Annotated in this window: 24 protein-coding genes; 12 read left to right on the plus strand and 12 right to left on the minus strand. The window is 74.2% G+C overall.

The annotated features are described in order from the left end of the window. The first annotated feature begins 54 nt into the window (after positions 1-54). Entirely contained in the window at positions 55-1,527 is a 1,473-nt protein-coding gene (locus ABFY03_RS28945; protein ID WP_319010643.1) for an NCS2 family permease, read from the plus strand. 36 nt (positions 1,528-1,563) lie between these two features. Continuing rightward, entirely contained in the window at positions 1,564-2,703 is a 1,140-nt protein-coding gene (locus ABFY03_RS28950) for an XdhC family protein (RefSeq protein WP_346171176.1), read from the plus strand. Positions 2,704-2,732: 29 nt separating this feature from the next. Here ABFY03_RS28950 and ABFY03_RS28955 read toward each other — a convergent pair whose 3' ends face one another. The 3 genes from ABFY03_RS28955 to ABFY03_RS28965 form a co-directional block, all read right to left on the minus strand. Beyond that, on the minus strand, positions 2,733-3,782 hold the full coding sequence (locus tag ABFY03_RS28955; RefSeq protein ID WP_346171177.1) for an SCO7460 family lipoprotein: 1,050 nt from the start codon (positions 3,780-3,782) through the stop codon (positions 2,733-2,735). A gap of 111 nt (positions 3,783-3,893) precedes the next feature. Beyond that, positions 3,894-5,198 carry an ROK family transcriptional regulator gene (locus tag ABFY03_RS28960; RefSeq protein ID WP_346171178.1) on the minus strand — a complete coding sequence of 435 codons (1,305 nt, stop codon included), beginning with the start codon at positions 5,196-5,198 and terminating at the stop codon, positions 3,894-3,896. A 50-nt stretch (positions 5,199-5,248) separates the two neighbouring features. Further along, on the minus strand, positions 5,249-5,854 hold the full coding sequence (locus ABFY03_RS28965; protein ID WP_319010639.1) for a TetR/AcrR family transcriptional regulator: 606 nt from the start codon (positions 5,852-5,854) through the stop codon (positions 5,249-5,251). A gap of 116 nt (positions 5,855-5,970) precedes the next feature. On the opposite strand from ABFY03_RS28965, the gene ABFY03_RS28970 reads away from it, so the two are divergent. Continuing rightward, complete coding sequence (locus tag ABFY03_RS28970; RefSeq protein WP_346171179.1) at positions 5,971-7,125, plus strand: acyl-CoA dehydrogenase family protein; 1,155 nt, start codon at positions 5,971-5,973, stop codon at positions 7,123-7,125. A gap of 142 nt (positions 7,126-7,267) precedes the next feature. On the opposite strand, the gene ABFY03_RS28975 is transcribed toward ABFY03_RS28970, so the two are convergent. Continuing rightward, a complete protein-coding gene (locus ABFY03_RS28975; RefSeq protein WP_346171180.1) occupies positions 7,268-7,828 on the minus strand; it encodes a GlcG/HbpS family heme-binding protein in 561 nt (186 codons plus the stop codon). 276 nt (positions 7,829-8,104) lie between these two features. Between ABFY03_RS28975 and ABFY03_RS28980 the strand changes: the two genes are divergently transcribed. The 3 genes from ABFY03_RS28980 (at position 8,105) to ABFY03_RS28990 (ending at position 10,175) form a co-directional block, all read left to right on the plus strand. After that, positions 8,105-8,866 carry an SDR family NAD(P)-dependent oxidoreductase gene (locus ABFY03_RS28980; protein WP_346171181.1) on the plus strand — a complete coding sequence of 254 codons (762 nt, stop codon included), beginning with the start codon at positions 8,105-8,107 and terminating at the stop codon, positions 8,864-8,866. An 86-nt stretch (positions 8,867-8,952) separates the two neighbouring features. Next, the gene (locus ABFY03_RS28985; RefSeq protein ID WP_346171182.1) at positions 8,953-9,678 is read left to right on the plus strand and encodes a TetR/AcrR family transcriptional regulator; all 726 of its coding nucleotides are present in this window, start codon (positions 8,953-8,955) and stop codon (positions 9,676-9,678) included. A gap of 113 nt (positions 9,679-9,791) precedes the next feature. Next, positions 9,792-10,175: a Zn-ribbon domain-containing OB-fold protein gene (locus tag ABFY03_RS28990; RefSeq protein ID WP_037878622.1), complete on the plus strand. Its 384-nt coding sequence runs from the start codon at positions 9,792-9,794 to the stop codon at positions 10,173-10,175. A gap of 61 nt (positions 10,176-10,236) precedes the next feature. On the opposite strand, the gene ABFY03_RS28995 is transcribed toward ABFY03_RS28990, so the two are convergent. The 4 genes from ABFY03_RS28995 to ABFY03_RS29010 form a co-directional block, all read right to left on the minus strand. Beyond that, positions 10,237-11,193 (minus strand): electron transfer flavoprotein subunit alpha/FixB family protein, encoded by a 957-nt coding sequence (locus tag ABFY03_RS28995; protein WP_319010634.1) that lies wholly within the window; start codon positions 11,191-11,193, stop codon positions 10,237-10,239. Between the two features lie 33 nt (positions 11,194-11,226). Further along, entirely contained in the window at positions 11,227-12,015 is a 789-nt protein-coding gene (locus ABFY03_RS29000) for an electron transfer flavoprotein subunit beta/FixA family protein (protein WP_319010633.1), read from the minus strand. A gap of 29 nt (positions 12,016-12,044) precedes the next feature. Beyond that, a complete protein-coding gene (locus tag ABFY03_RS29005) occupies positions 12,045-13,196 on the minus strand; it encodes an acyl-CoA dehydrogenase (protein ID WP_319007277.1) in 1,152 nt (383 codons plus the stop codon). A 182-nt stretch (positions 13,197-13,378) separates the two neighbouring features. After that, positions 13,379-14,053 (minus strand): ScbR family autoregulator-binding transcription factor, encoded by a 675-nt coding sequence (locus tag ABFY03_RS29010; protein ID WP_319009173.1) that lies wholly within the window; start codon positions 14,051-14,053, stop codon positions 13,379-13,381. Positions 14,054-14,182: 129 nt separating this feature from the next. On the opposite strand from ABFY03_RS29010, the gene ABFY03_RS29015 reads away from it, so the two are divergent. Beyond that, positions 14,183-15,127: a ScbA/BarX family gamma-butyrolactone biosynthesis protein gene (locus ABFY03_RS29015; protein ID WP_319009174.1), complete on the plus strand. Its 945-nt coding sequence runs from the start codon at positions 14,183-14,185 to the stop codon at positions 15,125-15,127. Between the two features lie 45 nt (positions 15,128-15,172). Next, entirely contained in the window at positions 15,173-16,156 is a 984-nt protein-coding gene (locus ABFY03_RS29020) for an NAD-dependent epimerase/dehydratase family protein (protein ID WP_346171183.1), read from the plus strand. A gap of 18 nt (positions 16,157-16,174) precedes the next feature. Here the strand turns inward: ABFY03_RS29020 and ABFY03_RS29025 are convergent, their stop codons facing one another. From ABFY03_RS29025 to ABFY03_RS29035, 3 genes are all read right to left on the minus strand, one after another. After that, positions 16,175-17,392, minus strand: coding sequence for a sensor histidine kinase (locus ABFY03_RS29025; RefSeq protein WP_346171184.1), 1,218 nt, complete (start codon positions 17,390-17,392; stop codon positions 16,175-16,177). A gap of 73 nt (positions 17,393-17,465) precedes the next feature. Continuing rightward, entirely contained in the window at positions 17,466-18,557 is a 1,092-nt protein-coding gene (corA, locus tag ABFY03_RS29030) for a magnesium/cobalt transporter CorA (RefSeq protein WP_319009177.1), read from the minus strand. Between the two features lie 55 nt (positions 18,558-18,612). Continuing rightward, the gene (locus ABFY03_RS29035; protein WP_346171185.1) at positions 18,613-19,944 is read right to left on the minus strand and encodes a D-arabinono-1,4-lactone oxidase; all 1,332 of its coding nucleotides are present in this window, start codon (positions 19,942-19,944) and stop codon (positions 18,613-18,615) included. A 221-nt stretch (positions 19,945-20,165) separates the two neighbouring features. Here ABFY03_RS29035 and ABFY03_RS29040 point away from each other — a divergent pair, with 221 nt between their 5' ends. The 3 genes from ABFY03_RS29040 (at position 20,166) to ABFY03_RS29050 (ending at position 23,570) form a co-directional block, all read left to right on the plus strand. Further along, entirely contained in the window at positions 20,166-21,416 is a 1,251-nt protein-coding gene (locus tag ABFY03_RS29040) for an alanine racemase (protein ID WP_346171186.1), read from the plus strand. A 159-nt stretch (positions 21,417-21,575) separates the two neighbouring features. Then, positions 21,576-22,196, plus strand: a complete 621-nt coding sequence (locus ABFY03_RS29045) for a TetR/AcrR family transcriptional regulator (RefSeq protein ID WP_319009180.1) — start codon at positions 21,576-21,578, stop codon at positions 22,194-22,196. Between the two features lie 72 nt (positions 22,197-22,268). Further along, positions 22,269-23,570, plus strand: coding sequence for a DUF1254 domain-containing protein (locus tag ABFY03_RS29050; protein ID WP_346171187.1), 1,302 nt, complete (start codon positions 22,269-22,271; stop codon positions 23,568-23,570). 18 nt (positions 23,571-23,588) lie between these two features. Here ABFY03_RS29050 and ABFY03_RS29055 read toward each other — a convergent pair whose 3' ends face one another. Then, positions 23,589-23,792: a twin-arginine translocase TatA/TatE family subunit gene (locus tag ABFY03_RS29055; protein ID WP_386723547.1), complete on the minus strand. Its 204-nt coding sequence runs from the start codon at positions 23,790-23,792 to the stop codon at positions 23,589-23,591. Between the two features lie 386 nt (positions 23,793-24,178). Here ABFY03_RS29055 and ABFY03_RS29060 point away from each other — a divergent pair, with 386 nt between their 5' ends. Further along, entirely contained in the window at positions 24,179-24,970 is a 792-nt protein-coding gene (locus ABFY03_RS29060) for a bestrophin-like domain (protein ID WP_319009183.1), read from the plus strand. Positions 24,971-25,062 lie beyond the last annotated feature (92 nt).

A 25,062-nucleotide genomic window follows, 5' to 3' on the forward strand; every position in this document is an offset into this window, starting at 1 on the left:
CAGAGCTCCCGAAGTCTGATGCGGGTGCCCCTTTGAACCTTGGGAGTAGGCCCCATGACCCAGTCGTCTGTGGAGCCGAAGACCGCCGCGGAGGACGCGGGCTCCGGCTCGCGCAACCCCGCCGGACGGTCTTGGCTCGACCGGTACTTTCACATCTCGGAGAGAGGATCCTCCGTCGGCACGGAGATCCGCGGTGGCGTCACCACCTTCATGGCGATGGCGTACATCCTCCTGCTCAACCCGATCCTCCTCGGAGGCCCGGACGTCGAGAAGAACGTCCTCGCCTCCTCCGCGGTCATCACCGCGACCGCCTTCGCGGCGGCGGTGACCACCCTGCTGATGGGCTTCGTCGGCAAGGTGCCGCTCGTCCTCGCGGCGGGACTCAGCGTCTCCGGTGTGCTCGCCACCCAGGTCGTGCCCCAGATGACCTGGCCCCAGGCGATGGGCATGTGCGTCGTCTACGGTGTCGTGATCTGTCTCCTGGTGGTCACCGGCCTCCGCGAGATGATCATGAACGCCATCCCGCTGCCGCTCAAGCACGGCATCACCATCGGCATCGGCCTCTTCATCGCCCTGATCGGCTTCAACAAGGCCGGCTTCGTCGGCGCCGGCCCGCAGTTCGGCCCGCCCGTCACCCTCGGCGCCGGCGGTGAGCTGGTCGGCTGGCCCGTCCTGATCTTCGCGGTCACCCTGCTCGCGATCTTCGCCCTCCAGGCCCGCAAGGTCCCGGGCGCCATCCTCATCGGCATCGTCGCCGGCACCGTCATCTCGCTGATCGTCAACGCCGTCGCCGACATCCCCGCCAAGGGCCCCGGCTCCTGGGCCAACGGCTCCCCGGAGCTCAAGGGCAGCGCGGTCTCCACCCCGGACTTCTCGCTCTTCGGCGACGTCTCCTTCGGCGGCTGGGGCGACGTCGGCTACATCACCGTCGGCGTCATCGTCTTCACCCTGGTGCTCGCCGGCTTCTTCGACGCCATGGCCACCATCATCGGCGTCGGCACCGAGGCCAACCTCGCCGACGACAAGGGCCGGATGCCCGGCCTGTCCAAGGCGCTGTTCATCGACGGCGCGGGCGGCGCGATCGGCGGCGTCTCCGGCGCCTCCGGCCAGACCGTCTTCGTGGAGTCCGCCACCGGCGTCGGCGAGGGCGCCCGCACCGGCTTCTCCTCGGTGATCACCGGCCTGTTCTTCGCGGCCTGCCTCTTCTTCACGCCGATCACCCAGATCGTGCCCCGCGAGGTCGGCTCCGCCGCCCTGGTCGTCATCGGCGCGATGATGATGATGAACGCCAAGCACGTGAACTGGGGCGACAGCTCCGTCGCCATCCCGGTCTTCCTGACCGTGGTGCTGATGCCGTTCACGTACAGCATCACCCCGGGCGTCGCGGCCGGCGTCATCGCCTACACCGTCATCAAGGTGGCGCAGGGCAAGGCGCGCGAGGTCGGCGCGTTCATGTGGTGCCTGTCCGCGATCTTCATCGTGTTCTTCGCCCTTCACCCCATCGAGGGCTGGCTGGGCGTCAGCTGACGCCCCCGCCCTCCCCACACCGCCAAGGAGACCGACATGCTGGACATCGCCGAAGAGCTGCACCGGTGGGTCGAGCAGGGACGCGACTTCGCCGTGGCCACCGTGGTGGCCGTCGGCGGCAGCGCGCCCCGGCAGCCCGGCGCCGCCCTCGCCGTCGACAGCGAGGGCACCGCGATCGGCTCGGTCTCCGGCGGGTGCGTGGAGGGCGCGGTCTACGAGCTGTGCCAGGCGGCGCTCGACGACGGCAAGGTCGCCGTCGAGCGCTTCGGCTACAGCGACGAGGACGCCTTCGCGGTCGGCCTGACCTGCGGCGGCGTCATCGACATCCTCGTCACCCCGGTCCGCGGCGGGGTCTTCCCCGCCGCCCTGGCCGCCGCCGTCTCGGGGGAGGCGGCGGCCCTCGCCCGGATCGTCTCGGGCCCGGAGGACCTGTTGGGGCAGGCCCTCCTGGTCCGCCCGGACGGCTCGTACGAGGGCAGGCTCGGCGGCCACCCGGAGCTGGACCGCACCGCCGCCGCCGAGGCCCGCGCCCTGCTGGACGCCGGCCGCACCGGCACGGTCGAGATCGGCGAGGACGGCAGCCGCTGCGGACAGCCGCTGACCCTGCTCGTGGAGTCCTCCGTCCCCGCCCCCCGCATGATCGTCTTCGGCGCCATCGACTTCGCCTCCGCCCTCGTCCGGGTCGGCAAGTTCCTCGGCTACCACGTCACCGTCTGCGACGCCCGGCCCGTCTTCGCGACGAGGCTCCGCTTCCCCGAGGCCGACGAGATCGTCGTCGAATGGCCCCACCGCTACCTGGAGTCGACCGAGGTCGACGCCCGGACCGTGCTGTGCGTCCTCACCCACGACGCCAAGTTCGACGTCCCCCTCCTCCAGGCGGCCCTGCGGCTGCCCGTCGCCTACGTCGGCGCGATGGGCTCCCGCCGCACCCACGAGGACCGCAACAAGCGCCTCCGCGAGGTCGGCGTCACCGAGCTCGAACTGGCCCGGCTGCGCTCGCCCATCGGCCTCGACCTCGGCGCCCGCACCCCGGAGGAGACCGCCCTGTCGATCGGCGCGGAGATCGTCGCCGACCGGCGCGGCGGCAGCGGCGCCTCGCTCACCGGCGCCCACACCCCGATCCACCACGACGGCCCGGACGCCCCGGTCGCGGGCCGCATCGGCTCCGTCGCCTAGGCCGTCTCTTCCGGAGCATGCCGGCCTGATCAGAAAGAAACGGCCTGGCCCCGACCCCGTTCCCACGCGTACGACGGGGCCCCGTCCTCCTCGGTCGGCAGACCGAGGGGGCCTTCGGCGTCCCGGACGCCGCGGAAGACCCGCGGATCGGCGGCCAGGGCGCCGTCGAGGCCCACGGTGACCGCCAGGGCGTGCCGGCCGACGCAGCGCGGGCGCTCGCCCTCGGGGCGGTCGCAGAACAGCACCCAGCCGCCGACCCGGTCGACGCGGCCCGGGACCAGCCTCCACACGCCGACGTACTCCCCGGCCACCGCGTCCGGCGCTCCGTTCTCCGTCCGCAGCCACCGCTCGGCCGCCGTCCGCGCGGCCGCCGCGAAGCGCTGCCGCTCGGCGAACGGCTGGACCAGGTGCACCTCGCCCGAGTCCCGGTCGACGCCGCGCGGCCCGCCCCGGAACACCACCCGGTGGTACGTCCCCCGGCTCAGCGCGGCCAGCCGCTTCCCGGCGGTGAGCCGCATCAGAGTGGGGCGCCCCGGGTCGTCGGGGAGCCCGTCCAGGACCTCCGGCGGGGCCACCTTCACCGCGAGGGAGGCGGGTGCGGTCTCGCCGCGCACGCGGGACCAGCGGTCCAGGCACTCCCCGACGGACGCCACGACGGTCCGCGCGGTGTCCGCCCCCAGCCGCGCCGAGATCCAGGGCCCGGTGCCGTCCGCGGACAGGCCGTGGACCTCGTACCCGCAGGCCCGGAACTCCCGCCGCAACGCCCGGAACCCGTCGGCCCGGCGCCGGGCGTCGGCGAGCGCGGCGGTCAGCCGGTCGTCGCAGGACTGCCCCCCGCAGTCGTCCTTCTCCGCGTTCACCCGCAGCCGGACCACGGCGTCGGCGTCGCCCTTGATCCGGAAGCTCACCTCGGCGCCGTTGTCCTGCGGGAAGAGCGACCGGGTGTCCACCACCTCCAGCTGCCCCGGCGCGACCCGCTCCGCGACCTCCACCGCCCGCTCCCGGTCGTCGCCGGTCGAGAAGGTCCCGCATCCCGCGACGCCGACCGCCACCAGCACCCCCGCGACGACCCCCGCCATCCGCCGCCCCATCAGCCCACCCCCGCTGTCGTGTCCTGCCCCGACGGTAGGCCCGCAGCGCCCGCCGCCGCGTGAGTAGCGGTACTCACGCGGGCGTGTCCGCCTACCCGGTCAGCGGGTCGTGCGGTCCCGGAGGGACCGGGTCCAGGCGGGGGGTGCCTCGGGTGGGGCGGGGGACTCGCGGCGGCCGCCCCGGGCGAAGAAGTCCGCGAGGGGGAGGATCGCCGCGCCCACCGTGACCGCGTCCGGGCCGAGCGTGCCCATGCCGAGGGTGACCCGCGCCGCCGGGTACGCCAGCGCGTACGCGCGCGCGTGCCGCTCGACCTCCGCGAGGAAGCGCGGGCCGAGCAGCAGTCCGGCCCAGCCGCCGACCAGGATCCGCTCCGGCTGGAAGAGGTTGACGAGGTCGGCGAAACCGGCGCCGAGGTACTCGGCGGTCTCTGCGAGGACGGCGACCGCGGCCGGGTCCGGCGTACCGCCGTCCTCGGGGTACGCCGCGGACGCCAGCGCCGCCAGCGCCGTCTCCTCGTCCGCGCCGGCCGGCGAGGGCCCGCCCGCCTCCCGCCACCGTTCGAGGAGCGCGCCGGCCCCGGCGTACGCCTCCAGGCAGCCCTGGGCGCCGCAGCGGCACCGCCGCCCCCGGACCTGGACCTTCAGATGGCCCCACTCCAGCGCCCGCCCGGGGCCGGACGGATCGGTGGTGACGCAGGCGCCGACGCCGGAGCCGAAGAGGACCACGACCGCGCTGGTCGCGCCCCGGCCGGCGCCGAACCACATCTCGGCCTGGCCGAGGGTCCGGGCGCCGTTGTCGATCCGGTAGGGGACCCCGGCGGGCAGGTCGACCGCCTCGCGGAGCAGCCGCTCCAGCGGGACCGCGTCCCAGCCGATCGTCTGCCCGTGCACCACCGCCCCGGCCTCCGCCGTCCGCTCGACGATGCCGGGGACGCCGATGCCGACGCCGAGCAGCGACTCCGCGGGGACGTCCGCCGTGCGCAGCACCTCGGCGATGGCGTCGCGGATGTGGTCGACGACGACCCCGACCTCGTACCGTCCCGTGTCCTGCCCCGAGGCGGTCAAGGGCCGTTCGGCGCGGGCGAGTTCGGTGAGGGTGAGATCGAAGAGCTCGACCCGGACCCGGGTCTCGCCGACGTCCACGCCGATCATCCGGCCGCTGTCGGGGGCGACCCGCAGCAGGATCCGCGGGCGGCCGCCGGCCGAGTCGACGCTGCCGGCCTCCTCGACGAGCCCCTCGGCGACCAGCTCCGCGACCACGTTGCTGATCGAGCCGGAGCTGAGCCCGGTGGCGGGGCCGAGCGAGAAGCGGCTCAGCGGGCCGTCGAAGTAGAGCCGCCGGAGGACCGCGGTGCGGTTCTCGCGCCGCAGGTCCCGCACGGTCCGGCCGTTCGGTCTGGTCACTGGGGCCCCTCGCGGTAGTCGTCGGTCGGGCGGTGCATCGGGTGGCCGGCTCAGGCCCGGCGGAGCCCGCTGAGCAGCAGCTCGGCCAGCTGGTCGTACGCCTCGGCGTCGGCGAGGCCGGTGGACGCGGCCACCTGGCGGCGCTGGATGCGGACCATCACGGAGGCGATCACGTCGGCGGCGAAGGCGACGTGGACCTCCCGGAAGACGCCGGCGGTGACGCCCTCCTCGATGAGCTGCTGCACCCGGCCGGCGGCGGCCCGGGTGTTCCGCTCGTACACCTCCGCGGCCGGTTCGAACGCGGCCACGTCGTCGAAGAACTGCGGGGAGACCGGTGCCAGCTCGGCGGAGACGGCCCGCAGGTAGGCGGAGAGCCGCTCGGCGGGCCCGTTCGCGGCGGCGAGGACCGCCTCGACGCGGCTGGTGGCGCGCCGGAAGAAGTGCACGACGGCCGCCCTGACGAGTTGCTCCTTGCTGCCGGCCAGGCCGTACAGGGTGCGCTTGGAGCAGTGCAGCCGGGCCGCGAGGTCGTCCAGGGTCAGCCGGGCGAAGCCCTCGCCGACGAGCAGGGCGACCAGGTCCTCGAAGAGGGCGGAACGGCGCGCCGCACCGCGCCCCGTGAGCTTCGGGGTGTCGGTGGCGGAGGTCTCGATCACCCGAACAGTATGCCGGGCCACTCGGCCGAAGGGGTTCCCCCCGCGCACGCATGCGCTATTTTTAGCGGTACTGGAGTACCAGTCCAAGTACCGTTTTGCGCGCCGATGGAGTCGCCATGGATGTCGACCGCCTGCTCCCCACCCCCGAGGCGGCGGACCTCATCGCCCTCACCCGGGAGATCGCCGACCGCGAGCTCGCTCCCCGGGTGGACGCACACGAGGCAGCCGAGAGCTATCCCGAGGGGCTCTTCGCCACCCTGGGGAAGGCCGGCCTGCTCGGCCTCGCGTACCCCGAGGAGTACGGCGGCGGCGGCCAGCCGTACGAGGTCTACCTGCAGGTCCTGGAGGAGCTCGCGGCCCGCTGGGCGGCCGTCGCGGTCGCCACCAGCGTGCACACCCTCGCCTGCCACCCGCTGTACGCCTTCGGCACCGACGCGCAGAAGGAGCGCTGGCTCCCGTCGATGCTGGAGGGCCGGCTCGTCGGCGGCTACAGCCTCTCCGAGCCGCAGGCCGGCTCCGACGCCGCCGCCCTCGCCTGCAAGGCGGAGCGCCAGGAGGACGGCAGCGGCTACCGCGTCTCCGGCACCAAGGCGTGGATCACCCACGGCGGCCGGGCCGGCTTCTACGCCCTCTTCGCCCGCACCGCGCCGGGCAGCCACGGCGTCTCCTGCTTCCTCGCCCCCGGCGAGGCCGAGGGCCTCTCCTTCGGCGCCCCCGAGCGCAAGATGGGCCTCCAGGCCGTGCCCACCACCTCCGCCTACTGGGACGGCGCCCTCATCGAGGAGGACCGGCTCATCGGCGCGGAGGGCCAGGGCCTCCAGATCGCCTTCAGCGCGCTCGACAACGGCCGCCTCGGCATCGCCGCCTGCGCCACCGGCCTCGCCCAGGCCGCCCTGAACGCCGCCGTCGACTACGCCAACGAGCGCACCACCTTCGGCCGCCGGATCGTCGACCACCAGGGCCTCGGCTTCCTCCTCGCCGACATGGCCGCCGCCGTCGACGCGGCCCGCGCCACCTACCTGGACGCGGCCCGCCGCCGCGACCTCGGCCGCCCCTTCAGCCGCCAGGCCAGCGCGGCCAAGCTGATCGCCACCGACACGGCCATGAAGGTCACCACGGACGCCGTCCAGGTCCTCGGCGGCTACGGTTACACCCGCGACTTCCCGGTCGAGCGCTACATGCGCGAGGCGAAGATCATGCAGATCTTCGAGGGCACGAACCAGATCCAGCGACTGGTCATCAGCCGGGGCCTGGCCCGCCCGGAGAAGTAGGCGTCCCGGCGGGGGACGAGGTGATCGCGTAGTGATTTCGTGTTGAACCATTTCCGGCGTATGCTCGGGAGCGCCACCCCGGTACGCCTGTGTTCCCCCGTTTCAGGCGCACCGGGGTCCGGCGTTTCCGGGGCCGGGCGGACTACCGCTCCAGGGCCGCCACGCCCGCGCGGGCGTACTTCTCGTCCAGGTCGCCCGAGGGGGCGCCCGCCACGCCGATGCCCGCGATCGGGGCGCCCTGTGCGGTGACCGGGGCGCCGCCGGCGAGGAAGAGGGTGCCGGGGATGTCCTTCAGGCGGGGGGTCTGGGCCAGGCGGCCGGCGAGGACCGAGGTGGGGGCGTTCCACGAGACCGCCGTGTACGCCTTCCGCTCCGCCGACTCGGGGGACTGCGGGCCCGCGCCGTCGCCGCGCAGGGTGACGAGCGGTTTGCCGTCGCGGTCGACGACCGCGACCGTGACGCGCTGATTCTCCGCCTCGGCCGCGGCCAGCGCCGCCCTGGCCGCCTCCGTCGCCGCGGCGACCGTCAGGCGGGTGGTGGCGGTCGTGTGCGCGGGCGCGGCCTCGGTGGCGACCGCCGGGGCGGCGTCCCGGCCGCCGCCGGCACTCGCGGAGTAGGCGCCGACGCCCGCCAGGCCGAGGGCGACGACCGCGCCGCCGGTCGTCAGACGGGTGCGGCGGGCCTTCTTCTTCGCGTGCTGCATAGGGCGTTCGCTCCAGGGGGATGATGATCGACTGACGCTTCATCCTGGGCGCCGGTCCGGGCCCCGGCGGTCGGCGCACCGGCTGCGGACCGCGCGCGGATCGGCGGACCCCGGGGTCCGCCGATCGGATGACCCCCGTCCCGTCCGCCCCGCCCGCGGGGTTCTATGGTGGCGGCGCAGATCGCGCAGACCGCGCGGTCCCCCGCGGGGACGCGCCCCCGGTCCGGCGGCCAACCCGCCGGCAGGGTCACCCGCACGACACGAACGAGGAGTTCCATGGACATCGCCGGCTCCGCCGCTCTCGTCACCGGTGCCGCTTCCGGGCTCGGCGCCGCCACCGCCGCCGCGCTCGCCGCGCGCGGCGCCACGGTCTACGGGCTCGACCTGGAGAAGGCCGTCGCCGCCGCCGGGGCCCTGCCGGAGGGCGTACGGCTCATCGCCGCCGACGTGACCGACGAGGAGCAGGTCCGCGCCGCGCTCGCGGAGATCGACGCCGACGGCGCCGAGCTGCGGCTCGCGGTCAACTGCGCCGGCATCGCCCCGTCGGCGCGGGTGCTGGGCCGCAAGGGCCCGCACGACCTCGACCTGTTCCGTGCCGTCGTGAACGTCAACCTGATCGGCACGTTCAACGTGATGCGGCTCGCCGCCGAGGCCATCGCCCGGCACGAGCCCGACGCGCACGGCCAGCGGGGCCTCGTCGTCAACACCGCCTCGATCGCCGCGTTCGAGGGCCAGGTCGGGCAGATCGCCTACGCCGCCTCCAAGGCCGGCGTCGCCGGCATGACCATCACGGCCGCCCGCGACCTCGCCCAGTTCGGCATCCGGGTCGTCACGGTCGCCCCCGGCATCGTCGACACCCCGATGATGGCGGGCTTCAGCGAGGAGATCCGGGCCGGGCTCGCCGCGAGCGTCACCTTCCCGCAGCGCCTCGCCCAGCCGGAGGAGTACGCCCGCCTGATCACGATGATCGCCGAGCACGACTACCTCAACGGCGAGACGATCCGGATGGACGGCGCGCTGCGGATGGCCGCCCGCTGACCGCGACCCCTGACGAGAGCACTCGGTGCCGGAAAATTCCGGCACCGAGTGCCGCACGGAGGCGTCGACGGTGTTAGGTTCATGCCATGGCAGCAGCGGCGACGAACCCCCGGACCCCTCCGAAGCCCGCGATGCGCGACTCCCTCATCGCCGCGGCCTTCCAGCTCTTCCTGGAGCGGGGCTACGAGCAGACCACCGTCGACGACATCGTCACCCTCGCGGGCGTCGGACGGCGCTCCTTCTTCCGCTACTTCCCGTCGAAGGAGGACGTGGTCTTCCCCGACCACGAGCAGTGCCTCGACGACATGACCCGCTTCCTCGCCGCCAGCGCCGACACCGACGACCCCATGGTCCGGGTCTGCGACGCCGCCCGCCTGGTCATGCGGATGTACGCCGAGAACCCCACCTTCTCCGTCCAGCGCTACCGGCTGACCCGCGAGGTCGCCGGGCTGCGCACGTACGAGCTCTCCGTCGTGTGGCGGTACGAGAAGACCCTCGGCGACTACCTGAGGGGCCGCTGGGCCGACCGCAAGGACGGCACCCTGCGCGCCAACGTGGCCGCCGCGGCCGTCGTCGCCGCCCACAACCACGCCCTGCGGCACTGGCTGCGCTCGGGCGGCGAGGGCGACCAGCTGGCGGAGGTGGACCGCGCCCTGGAGTTCGTCCGCGCCACCTGGAGCCCGGACACTCCGGCCGGCACCGGCGGCGACGCGGCGGAGGGGGCCGACGACGTGGTCGTCGTCATCACCAAGCGGTCCACGCCGATGTGGCGCGTGGTGCGCGAGGTGGAGTCGAGCCTCGACGAGAGCTGAGGGGGATCTCAGTATCTCGAATTGAGGGAACTCAGGTCTTTCTTTGCTGGCACTGAGTGCCATATCTTGGGCTCCATGCACGGTCGAGCCGCCGAGTGCGAGGAGAAGGCATCGTGTTCCACACGGGACTGAGGACCCCCGGCGCCGTCCGGACCGAGGAATCGGCCGCCGGCACCGATCTCTACTTCCAGCGCTGCGCCTGGTGCCACACCACCACCTTCCAGCGCCTGCTCTGCCCGACCTGCGGGTCGACCGACCTGTCCCCCCAACTCAGCGAGGGGGAGGGCGTGATCACCGTCCGCAGGGCCCACACCGCCGCCGAGGCCGACCTCTGGCCGGTGCACATGGCCGAGGGCTTCGTGGTCCGCTGCCGGGTCGACGGGCCGCCGCACGCGGTGCGTCCGGGCGTCCGGGTCAAGCTCGCGAGCGCCGCCGACACCGGCCGCCGGCCGGTCGTCCGGCTGTGCGAGGAGGTCCCGCTGGACGGCTGGATCTGAGCCCGGGCGCAGACGAAGGGGGTGGCACAGAGTGCCACCCCCTTGGGCGTGTCCGACGGCGTCAGCGCGCGCCGATCTCCTCGGTCAGCTGCGGCAGCACCTCGAAGAGGTCGCCGACCACGCCGTAGTCGACCAGGTCGAAGATCGGGGCCTCGGGGTCCTTGTTGACCGCGACGATCGTCTTCGACGTCTGCATGCCGGCCCGGTGCTGGATCGCCCCGGAGATGCCCGCCGCGACGTACAGCTGCGGCGAGACCTGCTTGCCGGTCTGGCCGACCTGGTTGGAGTGCGGGTACCAGCCGGCGTCCACCGCGGCGCGGGAGGCGCCGACGGCCGCGCCGAGCGAGTCGGCCAGCTTCTCGACGACCTCGAAGCCCTCGGCGGCGCCGACACCGCGGCCGCCGGAGACCACGATGGCGGACTCGGTCAGCTCCGGACGGCCGGTGGAGACCCGCGCGGTGCGGGAGACGACCGTGGCGGCGTTGCCGGTGAAGGCGACGGTGACGTTCTCGACCGTGCCGGCGGCCGGGGCGGCCTCCGGGGCGGCGGAGTTCGGCTTGACGGTGATGACCGGGACGCCGTGCGAGACGCGGGACTTCACCGTGTACGAGGCGGCGAAGACCGACTGCGTGGCGACCGGGCCGTCGGCGCCGGCCTCCAGCTCGACGGCGTCGGTGATGAGGCCGGAGCCGAGGCGGAGCGCGACGCGGGCCGCGATCTCCTTGCCCTCGCCGGAGGAGGTCACCAGGACGGCGGCGACCTCCTTCTCCTTCGCGATCTGGGTGAGCGCGTCGACCTTGGGGACGACGAGCTGCTCGGCGAACTCGGCGCCGTCCGCCACGTAGACGGTGCCGGCGCCGTACTCGGCGGCGGTGGCGGCGACGGAGGCGGCGGCCTCGCCGGCGCCCAGGACGACCGCGGACGGCTCGCCCAGGCGGCGGGCCAGGGTGAGCAGTTCGAGGGCCGGCTTGCGGACCGCACCGTCGGCGTGGTCCACGAGAACCAGGATCTCAGCCATGATTCCTTGCTCCTGAGGTGGGGTGACGGTCGGTCAGATGAACTTCTGGGCGGCGAGGAAGGCGGCCAGCTGCTTGCCGCCGTCTCCGTCCTCGTTCGTGACGATCGTGCCCTGGGTGCGGGCCGGGCGGGCGTCCGCCGACTCGACCAGGGTCCAGGAGCCGGCCAGGCCGACCTCGTCCTCGTCGATCTCCAGGTCGTCGAGCTCCAGCTCCTCGACCGGCTTCTTCTTGGCGGCCATGATCCCCTTGAAGGAGGGGTAACGGGCCTCGCCGGACTGGTCGGTGACCGAGACGACGGCCGGCAGCGGGGCCTCGACGAGCTCGGTGGCGGCGTCGCCGTCCCGGCGGCCCTTCACCAGGTCGCCCTCCACCGAGACCTCGGAGAGGAGGGTGGCCTGGGGCAGGCTCAGCCGCTCGGCGAGGAGCGCGGGCAGCACGCCCATGGTGCCGTCCGTCGAGGCCATGCCGCACACGACCAGGTCGAAGCCGGTCTTCTCCAGGGCCTTGGCGAGCACCGCGGAGGTGGCGATGACGTCGGAGCCGTGGATGGCCTCGTCGTTGACGTGGACGGCCTTGTCGGCGCCCATCGACAGCGCCTTGCGCAGGGCGTCCCTGGCGTCGTCCGGGCCGACCGTGACGACGGTGACCTCGGCGTCGTCGGCCTCCTCGGAGATCCGCAGCGCCTGCTCCACCGCGTACTCGTCGAGCTCCGACAGCAGACCGTCGACCTCGTCGCGGTCCACGGTCAGGTCGTCGGCGAAACCGCGGTCGCCGGTCGCGTCGGGCACGTACTTCACACAGACAGCGATCCTCAGGGTCACGGCCTGTCTCCTTTCGACGAGGGGTGGGGTTACGGGAGGTTGCGGGCCATGACGATGCGCTGGACCTGGTTGGTGCCTTCGTAGATCTGGGTGATCTTGGCGTCGCGCATCATGCGCTCGACGGGGTAGTCGCGGGTGTAGCCGTAGCCGCCGAGGAGCTGGACGGCGTCGGTGGTGACCTCCATGGCGACGTCGGAGGCGAAGCACTTGGCGGCGGCGCCGAAGAAGGTCAGGTCGCCGTCGACGCGCTCGGACTTCGCCGCGGCGGCGTAGGTGAGCTGGCGGGCGGCCTCGAGCTTCATGGCCATGTCGGCGAGCATGAACTGCACGCCCTGGAAGTCGGCGATCGGCTTGCCGAACTGCTTGCGCTCCTTGACGTAGCCCTTGGCGTAGTCGAGGGCGCCCTGGGCGATGCCGAGGGCCTGGGCGGCGATGGTGATGCGGGTGTGGTCGAGGGTCTTCATCGCGGTGGCGAAGCCGGTGCCCTCGTCGCCGATCATGCGGTCGGCGGGGATGCGGACGTTGTCGAAGTAGACCTCGCGGGTCGGGGAGCCCTTGATGCCGAGCTTCTTCTCCGGCGCGCCGAAGGACACGCCCTCGTCGCCCTTCTCCACCACGAACGCCGAGATGCCCTTCGACCGCTTCTCCGGGTCGGTGACGGCCATCACGGTGTAGTACTCCGAGACGCCGGCGTTGGTGATCCACCGCTTCACGCCGTTCAGCACCCAGAAGTCGCCGTCGCGCACCGCGCGGGTCTTCATGCCGGCCGCGTCCGAGCCGGCGTCCGGCTCCGACAGGCAGTAGGAGAACATCGCCTCGCCCGCCGCGAGCGGCGCGAGGTACTTGTGCTTCAGCTCCTCCGAGCCGGACAGGATCACCGGGAGCGAGCCGAGCTTGTTCACCGCCGGGATCAGCGAGGACGAACCGCAGGCGCGGGCGACCTCCTCGATCACGATCACCGTCGCCAGCGCGTCCGCGCCCGCGCCGCCGTAGGTCTCCGGCACGTGCACCGCGTGCAGGTCGTTGGCGACCAGCGCGTCCAGGGCCTCCTGCGGGAAACGCCCCTCCTCGTCCACCGCCGCCGCGAACGGGGCGATCTTCGCGTCCGCCAGCGCGCGCACCGACTCCCGGAGCATCTCGTGCTCCTCGGAGGTCCGGTACAGGTCGAAGTCCTTGCCCATGGTCTTGAGCTCCCTGGAAATGCTTGTGGCACCTGGCTGGTGGTACCCGGAAACGCCCGCGGCACCGCGTATGGCACTGAGTACCCTCAGCAAAACACACTCAGTGCCATGACGCCAGAGCGCCCCGACGGCTGATGCCGTCGGGGCGCCCGATCCGCTTTCCGAACCGTCGGGTCCGTTTCTCATTCCGAGTCCGTCAGGTTCTCCTCCGAACGGCGCCGGGCGGCCTCGTACTCGGCCGCCAGGAGCTCGGCGCGCTCCATGCTCACGTCCAGGGAGATCAGGACCCCCGGCGTGCAGATGCTCGGCATCACGTGGTGGACGAGGACCGCCACCCGGTGCATCAGGTCGGCGCGGTCGCACAGCACGGCGGAGGTGGCCTGGACGCCCGAGAAGGCGGCGGAGAACAGCTCGGCGGAGTCCTGCGGGTTCACGTGCGGCAGCAGCTCCCCCCGCTCCTTCGCGACCGTCAGGGCCTCCGCGATCGAGTCGATCCAGACGCGGAACGGCGCCGCGCGGTTCACCCCGGTGGCTCCGGGGTCGAGGGCCAGGGCCACGCTCGCGCGCACCAGGGCGTCGTGCTGGAGGCGGTGTGCGAGGAGAAAGCCCTGGTCCACGAGCTCCTGGACCTTGAGGGTCTGCGGCGGGATCGGGTCGTCGAACATCTGTGCGCCGAGCACCCCGAGTGCCACTTCCTCCTTCGACGCGAAGTGGAAGTAGAGGGCCCCCTTGGTGACCCCGGCGCGCGCCAGGATCTCCCCGATGGTCGTCCGCTCGTAGCCGCGCTCGGCGAAGACGGACGCGGCGGACTGCAGGATCAGCTGCCTGGTTCGTATCGCGCGCGCTTGCTGCGCCAACGGTGCCTCCTGCTGTCTCGCTCGTCCGTGCTCACCGTGTGACATGAAGCATTGAAATGAAAACCGCGTTGTACGTATTCTACGCCGGGCCGGTCAACCCGCCGGGGTGCCGGGACGCGAGGGAGACCCATGGACAGCACCGGGCGAGAGTCGTCAACGGGCGTCCCGGGAGAGTTCGTTCACCGCGCGAACCCCGCCGACATCATGCCCACGGGATGGGCCCGCGAGGACGAGAACCGCTTCTCCGTCTCCGCCCGCTGGCCCGACGCCCACGCCTTCTTCTCCCCGCTCGTGGGCGGCCTGCACGATCCCGTCCTGGTGGCCGAGACGCTGCGGCAGGCGACCATGCTGGTGGCCCACGCGGAAATCGGGGTGCCGGTGGACCATCAGTTCGTCATGTGGGACCTCACCTACCGCGTCGACCCCGAGGCGCTCTCCCTCTACGGCCTCTCCCCGGAGGTGGCGGTGGGCCTGGTCTTCTCGGAGGTCCGCGGGCGGGGCCGGAACCTCCGCACCTTCCGCGCCGACGGAGTGATCCACCGCGAAGGCCGCCGGGTCGCGACCGCCCGGGGCCGGATCAGCTGCACCTCCCCGCTCGCCTACCGCCGGATACGCGGCGCCCGGATGGACGCCCTCACCACCCCCGTCCCCCTCATACCCGGAGTGGCACCCGAGGAGGTCGGCAGGGAACATCCCGAGGACGTCGTCCTCGCGCCCGCCACCGGCCGGAACCGATGGCGGCTGCGCATCAACACCGCCCACCCCACCCTCTTCCGCCGGCCCAACGACCACGTCCCCGGCATGCTGCTCCTGGAGGCGGCCCGCCAGGCGGCCCACCAGGTGACCGGTACGGAAACGTTCTTTCCGTCGGTCGTGAACATGTCCTTCTCCCGCTACGTCGAACTCGCACCGCCCTGCTGGATCACGGCCGAGTTCGTCCCCTCCACCGACCCGGAACTGGTCGCGGTCCGGGTCGAGGGACACCAGGACGGCGAGCCCGTCTTCCACTGCACGCTCTCCTCGCCGGCCGACGCCCCCGCGCTCGCCCGGCTCGACCGGCGTCTCACGGGCTGACCGGGGCGTAAACTCGCAGGGCCCACCCGCGCCCCGGAAGGTCCCATGGCAACCCGCATCCTCGTCACCGGCGCCACCGGCTTCATCGGCAGCCGGGTCGCCGCCGCGGCTGCCGCGCACCCCGGCCTCGCCCACGTACGCCTCCTCGTCCGGCGCACCGACGCTCCCCCCGCCCCGCCCACGGCCGGACCGGCCGCCGGCGGACCCGTCGTCGAGACCGTCCACGGCGACCTCCGGGACCCGGAGAGCCTGCGCCGCGCCTGCGACGGGGTCGACGCCGTCGTCCACTGCGCCTCCGCGATCGGCGGCCCCGCGGACCTCCAGCGGGCCGTCAACGACCACGGCACCCGCGACCTCGTGACCGCCGCCGTCCGGGCCGGCACCGGCCGGATCGTCTCCCTCAGCACCGCCTCCGTGCACGGCCGCGGCCCCTTCCGCGCCGCAGCGCCCGGCAGCCTCCCGCTCGCCCCCGGGTCCACGACCAGCCGGACCAGGGCGGCCGGGGAGCGGTACGTCCTGGACGCCGGCGGCAGCGTGCTGCGCCCGCACCTCGTCTACGGGACGGGGGACCGGCAGGTCGTCCCCGGCCTCCTGACGCTGCTCGCCGCGCTGCCGCGACCGCTCGCCTGCACCGGCACGCTCCACTCGACGGTCGAGGTGGACAGCCTGGCGGGCGCCCTGCTGGGCGCGGCGCTCTCCCCGGCGACCCGGCCCGGCGCGTACTACGTCTCCCACCCCGAACCCGTCTCCGACGCCGCGTTCCTCGCCGCCGTCGACCCCCTGCTGCCGGAGGCCGTACGGGCCGCCCGGGGTCTTCCCGCGCTGGAGCTCCCCGAGGCCCGCGCGCTGCTCGCCGGGAACCCGGTCGCCGCCCACCACCTGGAGATGTTCGCCGTCGACCACTGGTTCGCCGACGAGCGCCCCTGGGAGGACTTCGGCCGCGGCCCGGGCCCCGCCTTCCCCGACGCCTTCGCCCGCCACCTTCCCTGGTACCGGGACCTCCTGTCCGCCCGCGCCGGCCGGCCGTAGACCGTCGCCGCCCCGCCCTCAGACCGCGGGCAGCGGGACGGCGGCGGACAGGACCGTGCCCTCGCCGGGCGCCGACTCGACGGTGAGGGTGCCGCCGAGCTGGTCGGTCCGGGTGCGGATGGCCGGCAGGCCGTGGCCGCGCACCCCGCCGTCGGCGCGGACGGCCGCCGGGTCGAAGCCGCGTCCGTCGTCGGCGACGTCGAGGACGACCTGGTCGTCGAGGTAGGTCAGGGTGAGCGCGGCGGTACGGGCGGCCGCGTGCTCCCGGACGTTCGCCAGCGCGCCCTGCGCGATCCGCAGCAGCGCCGACTGGACCCGGTCGGGCACCCGGCGCGGCGGGGCGCCCTCGATGTGACAGCGGACCGCGAGTCCCGCCGTGGACTCCCGGCGGGCCAGGGCGCGCAGCGCCTCGTCCAGGCCGCCGCCCCCGGCGAGGTCGGCCGGGGCGAGGTCGTGGACGAAGCGGCGGGCCTCGGTGAGGTTGCGCTCGGCGATCTCGCCGGCCGCCCGTACGTGGCGGTGGGCCGTGGCGGGGTCCGAGCGCCAGGTCCGGTCGGCGGCCTGGAGCAGCATCCGCTGGCTCGACAGGCCCTGCGCGAGGCTGTCGTGGATCTCCATGGAGAGCCGCTGACGCTCGGCGAGGGTGCCCTCGCGCCGCTCGGTCGCGGCCAGTTCGCGCCGGGTCCGGACGAGGTCGGCGATCAGTTCGCGCTGCCGCCGGGTCTGCTCGTCCATGCGGACGAAGACGGCGACGCAGATCGCGGCGACGGCGGGCGGGGCCAGCAGGAGGTCGAACTCGAACCGGCCCGCGAGCCGCAGCTGGGCGGTGACCGAGACCACGGTCAGCAGCCCGACGAGCACCCCCGCGGCCGGCGGCCGCAGATGCCGCAGCCCGAGGTAGAAGAGCGGGATCGAGCACCAGGCGAAACTGGGGGCGAGGAGGACCAGCGCGACCCAGACCGCCGCGCAGGCGCCGAGCCACAGGTGCCGGTGCCGCCGCTCGTCGCCGATCGCGGGCTCGGCCACGTACAGCGCGGCGAGGACGGCGGACAGGGCGACCACCCAGGGGGCGATCCCGTCGCCGGTGTGCCGCATCAGGAAGCGGGTCAGCGAGGAGCCGAGCAGCAGGAAGAAGCCCGCGTGGAGCAGGACCCGGAACCAGCGGGCCTCGCCGTCCGCCGTCCCCGGGTCCCCGGCGGGACCCGCCGCCGTCTCCGTACCGTCCCACCGCGCCATGCCGTGCCGCACCTCTCCGCCCGCTGATCGGATGAACGGAGCAAACCTCTCATATCCACGGACGCGGGCGGTCTCACAGCCAGCCGTTGCGGCGGAAGCCCCGGTGGATGACGAAGCACGCCACCGCGATCACCCCGAGGACCACCGGGTAGCCGTAGGTCCAGCGCAGCTCCGGCATGTGCTCGAAGTTCATGCCGTACACCCCGCAGACCATGGTCGGCACGGCGACGATCGCCGCCCACGCGGTGATCTTCCGCATGTCCTCGTTCTGCGCCACCGTGACCTGCGCCAGATGGGCCTGGAGCACCGAGTCGAGCAGGGTGTCGTACGAGGCGATCTGCTCGGTCACCCGGGCGAGGTGGTCGGTGACGTCCCGGAAGTACGCCCGGATCTCGGGGTCCACCAGCGGCATCGGCCGGCCGGCGAGCTCCGTCAGCGGGCGGGCGAGCGGGGCGACCGCCCGGCGCAGTTCCAGCAGTTCGCGCTTGAGCTGGTAGATCCGGCCGGCGTCGCCGCGGTCCGCCTGGGCGGAGAAGACCGTGTTCTCGATCGCGTCGAGGTCGGTCTGGACCGCGTCCGCGACGGCGAGGTAGTCGTCCACCACGTGGTCCGCCATCGCGTGCAGCACCGCCGAGGGACCCTTCGCCAGCTGCTCGGGCGTCGCCTCCAGCGCCTCCCGCAGCGGGCCGAGGGAGCCGTGCCCGCCGTGCCGGATGGTGATCACGAAGTCGGGCCCGACGAAGGCCATCAGCTCGCCGGTGTCCACCACCTCGCTGGTGGCGGTCAGCACCTCGTGATCGACGTACCGCACCGTCTTCAGGACGGCGAACAGCACCCCGTCGTACTCCTCGACCTTGGGCCGCTGGTGGGCGTGGACCGCGTCCTCGACGGCCAGCGGGTGCAGCCCGAAGAGCTCGGCGAGCACCGTCAGCTCCTTCTCCGCCGGCTCGTGCAGCCCGATCCAGACGAAGCCGTCGCCGCCCCGGCGGACGTACCGCAGGGCGTCCTCGGCGCTCGCGCCGCGGACCGTCCGACGCACCCCGTCGACGTACACCACGCAGTTGACGACCGCGCTGCCGAGCGGGGAGCGGGCCGGGTGGCTGAGGTCCACCGTGCGCCGGTAGGTCCGGCGGACGGCGGTGCGCAGGCGCTGGATGACGGACACGGTGGTACTCCTTCGGCAGACCGGGAGCCAGTGTGCCACCGTGCCGCGCGGAGGATCAGCCCCTCGCCGGGGGTGCGCCGAGGACGCGGTCGAGGTAGGGATTGGACAGGACGCCGGACGGGTCGAGCCGGTTGCGGAGGGCCACGAAGTCGTCGAACCGCTCGTAGCGGGGCCGCAGCTCCGCCGCGCCGAGGTCGTGCATCTTGCCCCAGTGCGGCCGCCCGCCGTACGCGCCGAGGATCTTCTGGCAGGCGTCGAAGTACCGGCGGTAGGGCATCCGGTGGTACTGGTGGAAGGCGATGTAGCAGCTCTCCCGGCCCTGCGCGGTGGAGAGCCAGATGTCGTCGGCGGCGGTGAAGCGGACCTCCAGCGGGAACGACACCGGCTCCCCGTGGGCGTCGATCCACGCCCGGAGCTCCCGCAGGGCCTCCGCCGCGTGGGCCCGCGGGATCGCGAACTCGCCCTCGTGGAAGCGGACATCGCGCACCGAGGCGAAGACCTTGTACGCGTGGTCGGTCCAGCTCCGGGACGACATCGCGCGCGCGGCGAAGCGGGTGATCGGCGGCACCAGGCGCGGCACGCGGGTGCCGAGCCGGTTCAGCGCCTCGAAGCCGGGGCCGCTGACGGCCTCGTCGAGCCGCCGGGAGAGGGCGCCGATGGGGGAGAGGGGGGTGTCGGCGGGGAGCCGGCGGAAGCGGCGGGTCAGCGCGGTCTCGCTGTGCGGGAACCAGAAGAACTCGAAGTGGGCGTTCTCGTCGACCAGTTCGTCGATCCGGCCGAGGACCTCGGCGACCGGCATCGCGGTGTCCCGGGCGTGCAGGGCGTAGAGGGGGACGGTCTGGAGGGTGACCTTGGTGAGGACGCCGAGCGCCCCGAGGCCCACCCGGGCCGCGGCGAACAGCTCCGGCCGCTCGTCTGCCGAACAGGCCGTCACCGACCCGTCGGCGAGGACGAGTTCGAGCGCCCGCACCTGGGTGGCGATGCCGCCGAAGCGGACGCCGGAGCCGTGGGTGCCGGTGGAGATCGCGCCCGAGACCGTCTGCCGGTCGATGTCGCCCATGTTCTCCAGGGCGAGGCCGTGCGAGGCGAGCAGCGGGTTCAGCCTCCACAGCGGCATGCCCGCGCCGACGGTGACGAGCCCCGTCTCCGGGTCCACGGCGTGCACGGCGTCGAGCCGGTCGAGGCGGAGCTGGACGTCCGGGGCGACCGCGACGCCGCTGAAGGAGTGCCCGGAGCCGACCGCCTTGACCCGCAGCCCGTCCCGTACCGCGTCCTTCACCGCGGCGGCGACCTCCTCGGTGCGGGCCGGGCGCACGATCCGCCGGGGGCGGGCCTCCTCGTTGCCGGCCCAGTTGCGCCAGACGCCGCCGTTCTCGCTGCTGCTCATGCCGGGCGTTTTCCCTTCGGGTCGGTGGGCGTCGTGTCGTGGCGGGTTACCGCCGGTTCTCGCTGTCCGGAAGGGTGGACTTGGTCGTGCGTCCAAGTCAAGGGTCCCGGAGCCTTGACTTGGACAGGCGACCAAGAGACGGTGACGGCGTCGTCCGGTCCCCGCAGAGGTCCGCTCCGGCGGAGGCCCGCTCCCCGCCGGCCCACGAAAGGCCGCCCACCATGGCAAGCGCCCGCCCCGCCGACGCCGCGGCCACCGCCGCCGCGCCCGCCCCGCGTCCCGCCGGCTTCGCCGACCTGGAGAAGGCGACCGCCGGACTCCAGCCGCCGTTCGCCGTCGTCGACCTCGGCGCCCTGCGCGCCAACGCCGCCCAGATGACCCGCCGTGCCGGCGGCAAGCCCATCCGCCTGGCCAGCAAGTCGCTCCGCTGCCGCGCCCTCATCGACACCGTCCTGGCCGGGCCGGGCTTCTCCGGCGTCCTCGCCTTCACCCTCCCCGAGGCGCTGTGGCTCGCGGCCCACGACCCCGCCCTGGACGTCCTCGTCGGCTACCCGACCGCCGACACCGACGCGCTCGGCCGGCTCGCCGCCGACGAGGACGCCGCCGCCCGGATCACCGTCATGGTCGACTCCGCCGAACAGCTCGACCTCCTCACCGCCGCGATCGGCCCCTCCGGCCCGCCGGTCCGGGTCTGCCTCGACCTCGACGCCTCCCTCCGGCTGCTCGGCGGCCGGGTCCACCTCGGCATGCGCCGCTCGCCCCTGCACGCACCCGCGCAGGCGGCGGCCCTGGCCCGCGCCGTCGTGGCCCGCCCGCGCCTGCGGCTGGCCGGCGTGATGGCGTACGAGGGGCAGATCGCCGGCGTCGGCGACGACCAGCCGACCCAGGCGCGCCCGATGCGCACCGCCGTCCGCGCGGTCCAGCGGCTCTCCGCCCGCGAGCTGCGGGCCCGCCGCGCCGCCGCCGTCCGGGCGGTCCGCGAGGTGGCGCCGCTGGAGTTCGTCAACGGCGGTGGCACCGGCAGCCTGGAGACCACCTCCGCCGAGCCCGCCGTCACCGAACTCGGCGCCGGATCGGGGCTGTACGCCCCCGCCCTCTTCGACCACTACCGGGGCTTCAGCCCGCTGCCCGCCGCCTTCTTCGCGCTGGCGGTCGTCCGCCGCCCCGCCCCCGGCCACGTCACCGTCCTCGGCGGCGGCTGGACCGCCTCCGGCGCCCCCGGCCCGGACCGGCTGCCCGTCCCCGTCCACCCGGCGGGGCTGCGGGTGCTCGCCGCCGAGGGCGCGGGCGAGGTGCAGACCCCGCTCGCCGGACCCGCCGCCGACACCCTGCGGTGCGGCGACCGCGTCTGGTTCCGGCACGCCAAGGCGGGCGAGCTCTGCGAGCGGGTGGACACCCTCCACCTCGTCGAGCACGACCGGGTGGTGGACGAGGTCCCCACCTACCGGGGCGAGGGCATGGCGTTCCTCTGACCGGGCCCCCGACCCCGCCCGAACCGGCCCCGACGCCGTACGGCCGAGGCGCCGGCGACCGTACGCCGAGGCGCCGGCGACCGTACGGCCGAGGCCCCGACCCCGGCGCGGTACGGTGACCCGACCGCGCCGCCCGCCCCCTCCCGAGGAGACCGCCCCATGCCCCGACTCCCCGCCGCAGAGCGCCGCGAGCAGCTGGCGGAGGCGGCGATCCGGGTCATGATCCGGGACGGGGTCGCCAAGACCACCACCCGGGCCGTGGTCGCCGAGGCGGGGGTGCCGCTCGGCGCCTTCCACTACTGCTTCCGCTCCAAGGAGGAGCTGTTCCAGACCGTCATCGAGCGGATCATGGAGCGGAACCTCCCGCCGGCCGGCCTCGCGCACCCCGCGGGCGCCACCCCCTACGAGAGGATCCGCGCGATCCTGCACGCCTACTGGGAGCTGGTCCGGACCCGCCCGGACGAGCACCTGGTCACGTACGAGGTCACCCAGTACGCGCTCCGCCGCCCCGGCCTCGCCGACCTGGCCCGCCGCCAGTACCGGCACTACCTCGACGTGAACCGCGCCCACCTGGAGTCGATGGCCCGGACGGCCGGCCTCGCCTGGACGGTGGACCTCGCGGTGCTCGCCCGCCACGGTCTCGGCGTCCTCGACGGCCTCACCCTCACCTGGCTCGTCGACCGCGACGACGAGCAGGCGCTGGCCGCGCTCGACGAGTACGCCCGCTACCTCGCCTCGGTCGCCGTCCCGCTGCCCGCGCCGGACCTGCCCCGGACGTAGCCCCTCCTCCGGATGCACGCCGTCCCGAAGCGTGACAGTTTGGGCGGAAATGCGTCGGGCGAGGAGGCGGACATGGCGGAGCGCACGCTGCCGACGGCCGAGGACGCGCGGCGGACCGCCGCCGAGGCGTGGATCTGGGGATACCCGCTCCTGGCCGACTACCGGAACCTGTACGCCCAGGCCGTCGACCCCACCGACCCGGGCTCCGCCGGCGGGTTCGGCAGCTTCCGGCACGACGCCGGACCGGTGGCGCCGGACGGCGCCGACATCGCCCACTCGACGGCCTGGCTCGACCTGCGGGCGGAGCCGTGGGTGCTGTCCGTCCCGGCGACCGACCGCTACCACGTGCTCGCGGTGCACGACCTCGACACCGTCCACGCCGGCTTCGTCGGCAGCCGCGCCACCGGCCGGGAGGCCGGTCACCACCTCGTCGCCGGACCCGGCTGGACGGGCCCCGTCCCCGACGGCGTCAGCGGCGTCCTGCACACCGCGACCCACCTCGCCGGCGTCCTCGGCCGCACCCACGTCGCCGGACCCGACGACGTCCCGGGCCTCCGCGCCGTCCAGGAGGGGTACCGGCTGCGCCCGCTCTCCGCGTTCACCGACACCGCCGCCCCGCACCCGGCGGAGGAGCCGGTCTGGCCGGTCTGGCGGGAGGAGGAGACCGGCACCGTCGAGTTCTTCACCGTCCTCGACTTCCTGCTCCGCTTCTTCCCCGTCCTCGCCGCCGACCGCGACCTGCGCACCCGGCTCGCCGCCCTCGGCGTCGACGGCGGCGGCGAGTTCGAGCCCGCCGCGCTGTCCCCGGAGCTCCGCGCCGCCCTGGAGGCGGGCGTCGCCGACGGCCGGACGCGGCTCGCCGAGGCGACCGCCGGGACGACGCGCCCGGCGGGCCTCGGCGGCACCCGGGCCGAACTCGGCGCCGACCCGCTGCGCCGGGCGATCGGCGCCCACGAGGACCTGTACGGGCTCCCGGAGGTCGAGGTGTGGCAGCGCGACCCGGCCGCCGACGGCCCGCCGGACGGCGCCCGGCACGCGTACACACTGCGCTTCGCCCCCGGGCAGCTGCCGCCGGCCCGTTTCCTCTGGTCGGCCTCCCTGTACGGGCTGCCGGGCCGGCGCTTCACGGAGAACGCGATCGGCCGGTCCGCGATCGGCGACCGCACGCCCGGGATCCTCTACGACGACGACGGCGGGCTCACCGTGTACGTCGCCCACCGGCGCCCCGCGGACGCCAAGCGGGCCGCGAACTGGCTGCCCGCCCCGGCCGGGCCGTTCGCCGTCACGCTCCGGCTCTACGGCCCCGACCCCTCGGTCCTCGACGGGCGGTGGCCCCTGCCGCGGCTCACCCGCGACGACGGCGCGGACGGCTGAGGCGGAGGGGCCGGCCGCTCAGCGCTCCTCGGCGGAGCTCCGGACCGTCTCCTTCACGGTGTAGGTGGCCGCCGGCTCCCGCGGCGCGTCGCCCGCCTTCATCTCCCGCGCCTCGGCCTTCAGGATGCGGGCCGCCTTGCCGGCGTTGCGGGCCAGCTCCGGCAGCTTGCGCGCGCCGACCACCAGGGCGACGACGACCAGCAGGATCGCGATCTCGCTCATACCGAACACGGGGGGACACTCCTGGCGGGGGACGGGACGCCGGTCGGACCCGCGTCAATCTACAGGGACGCGGAACGACCGGGCAGGTGCGCCCGAGGAACGATGAACGACGCCCGGGTGGCCCGGACGAGCGGCCGGGAACGGCGAGGGGGACGACGGATGAAGAAGCGGGGCGCCGACATCGGCGCGGGAGCGCGCGGGCCCTCGGGCGGGCGCCGCCGGGCCCCGGCGGCGCGAACCGCGCCCCGTGGACGGCGTACTCCCCACGGCGGTCACCGGGCCGTTCGGCGCGGTCACCCGATGGGGTGCACTCTCCCCGTGCGCCGGGGGCGTACGCCTCGGTCGTGGTCCGGAGGGGGTGCGCCGGATCCCTACACTCCGCGCTCATGTCGCTCTGGCTGCTCAACCACTTCAGCTCCCTGACCCTCGCCGTCCTCCTCGTCGGCGGCACCGTCGTGCTCGCCGTCACGGGCAGCGTGCTGCTCCGCCGCCGCCATCCGTCGCTCGCCGAGGGGGAGCACAACGACATGGTCGGCGTGACCCTGGGGATGTTCGGCGCGATCTACGGGATCATCCTCGCCTTCGTCATCGTCACCCTCTGGACCCAGCTGGAGAGCACCCAGACGATCGTCGCCGCCGAGGCCACCGACGTCGCCCTCATCGCCCGCGACGCCGCCGCCTTCCCGCCGCCCGTCCGCTCCGGACTCGACGCGGCCCTCAGCGACTACGTCCACGCCGTCGTCGAGAAGCAGTGGCCGCGGATGCGCGAGGGCGTGCCCCAGTACGGCGCCACCGAGCGCAGCCTCGTCGACGCCTTCGAGGTGCTCCAGGCGTACGACCCGAAGACCCCGCGCGAGGAGGTCTTCTACGAGGAGGCCGTGGCGCACCTCAACGACGTGGCCGCGCAGCGCCGTGCCCGGATCACCATGGCCGAGCAGGAACTCCCGCCGCTGCTCCAGGTCCTGGCCTTCGGCGGCGCCCTCGTCCTGGTCCCGCTGACCTTCCTGTACGGGATGCGGCGGCTGCGGATCCAGGTCCTGTTCGTCGCCTCCGTCGCCGCCCTGATCGGCTTCAGCCTGCTGCTCGTCCTCGTCCTCGACCGGCCCTTCGCCGGCGAGCTGAGCGTGAGCCCCGCCCCGTACAAGGAGGGCGCGCTGGCCCGCTACTGGACCGGGTGACCCGACCCCCGTTCGGCCGCCGCCGGCTGGCCGGGGCCCGGCCGGTGGCGTCTCATGGCGGGGACCGTCCGCGCGCGGACGGCGGCCCCGGC

Origin of the sequence: Streptomyces roseofulvus, assembly GCF_039534915.1 — a bacterium.
GTDB classification, from domain to species: Bacteria; Actinomycetota; Actinomycetes; order Streptomycetales; family Streptomycetaceae; genus Streptomyces; species Streptomyces roseofulvus.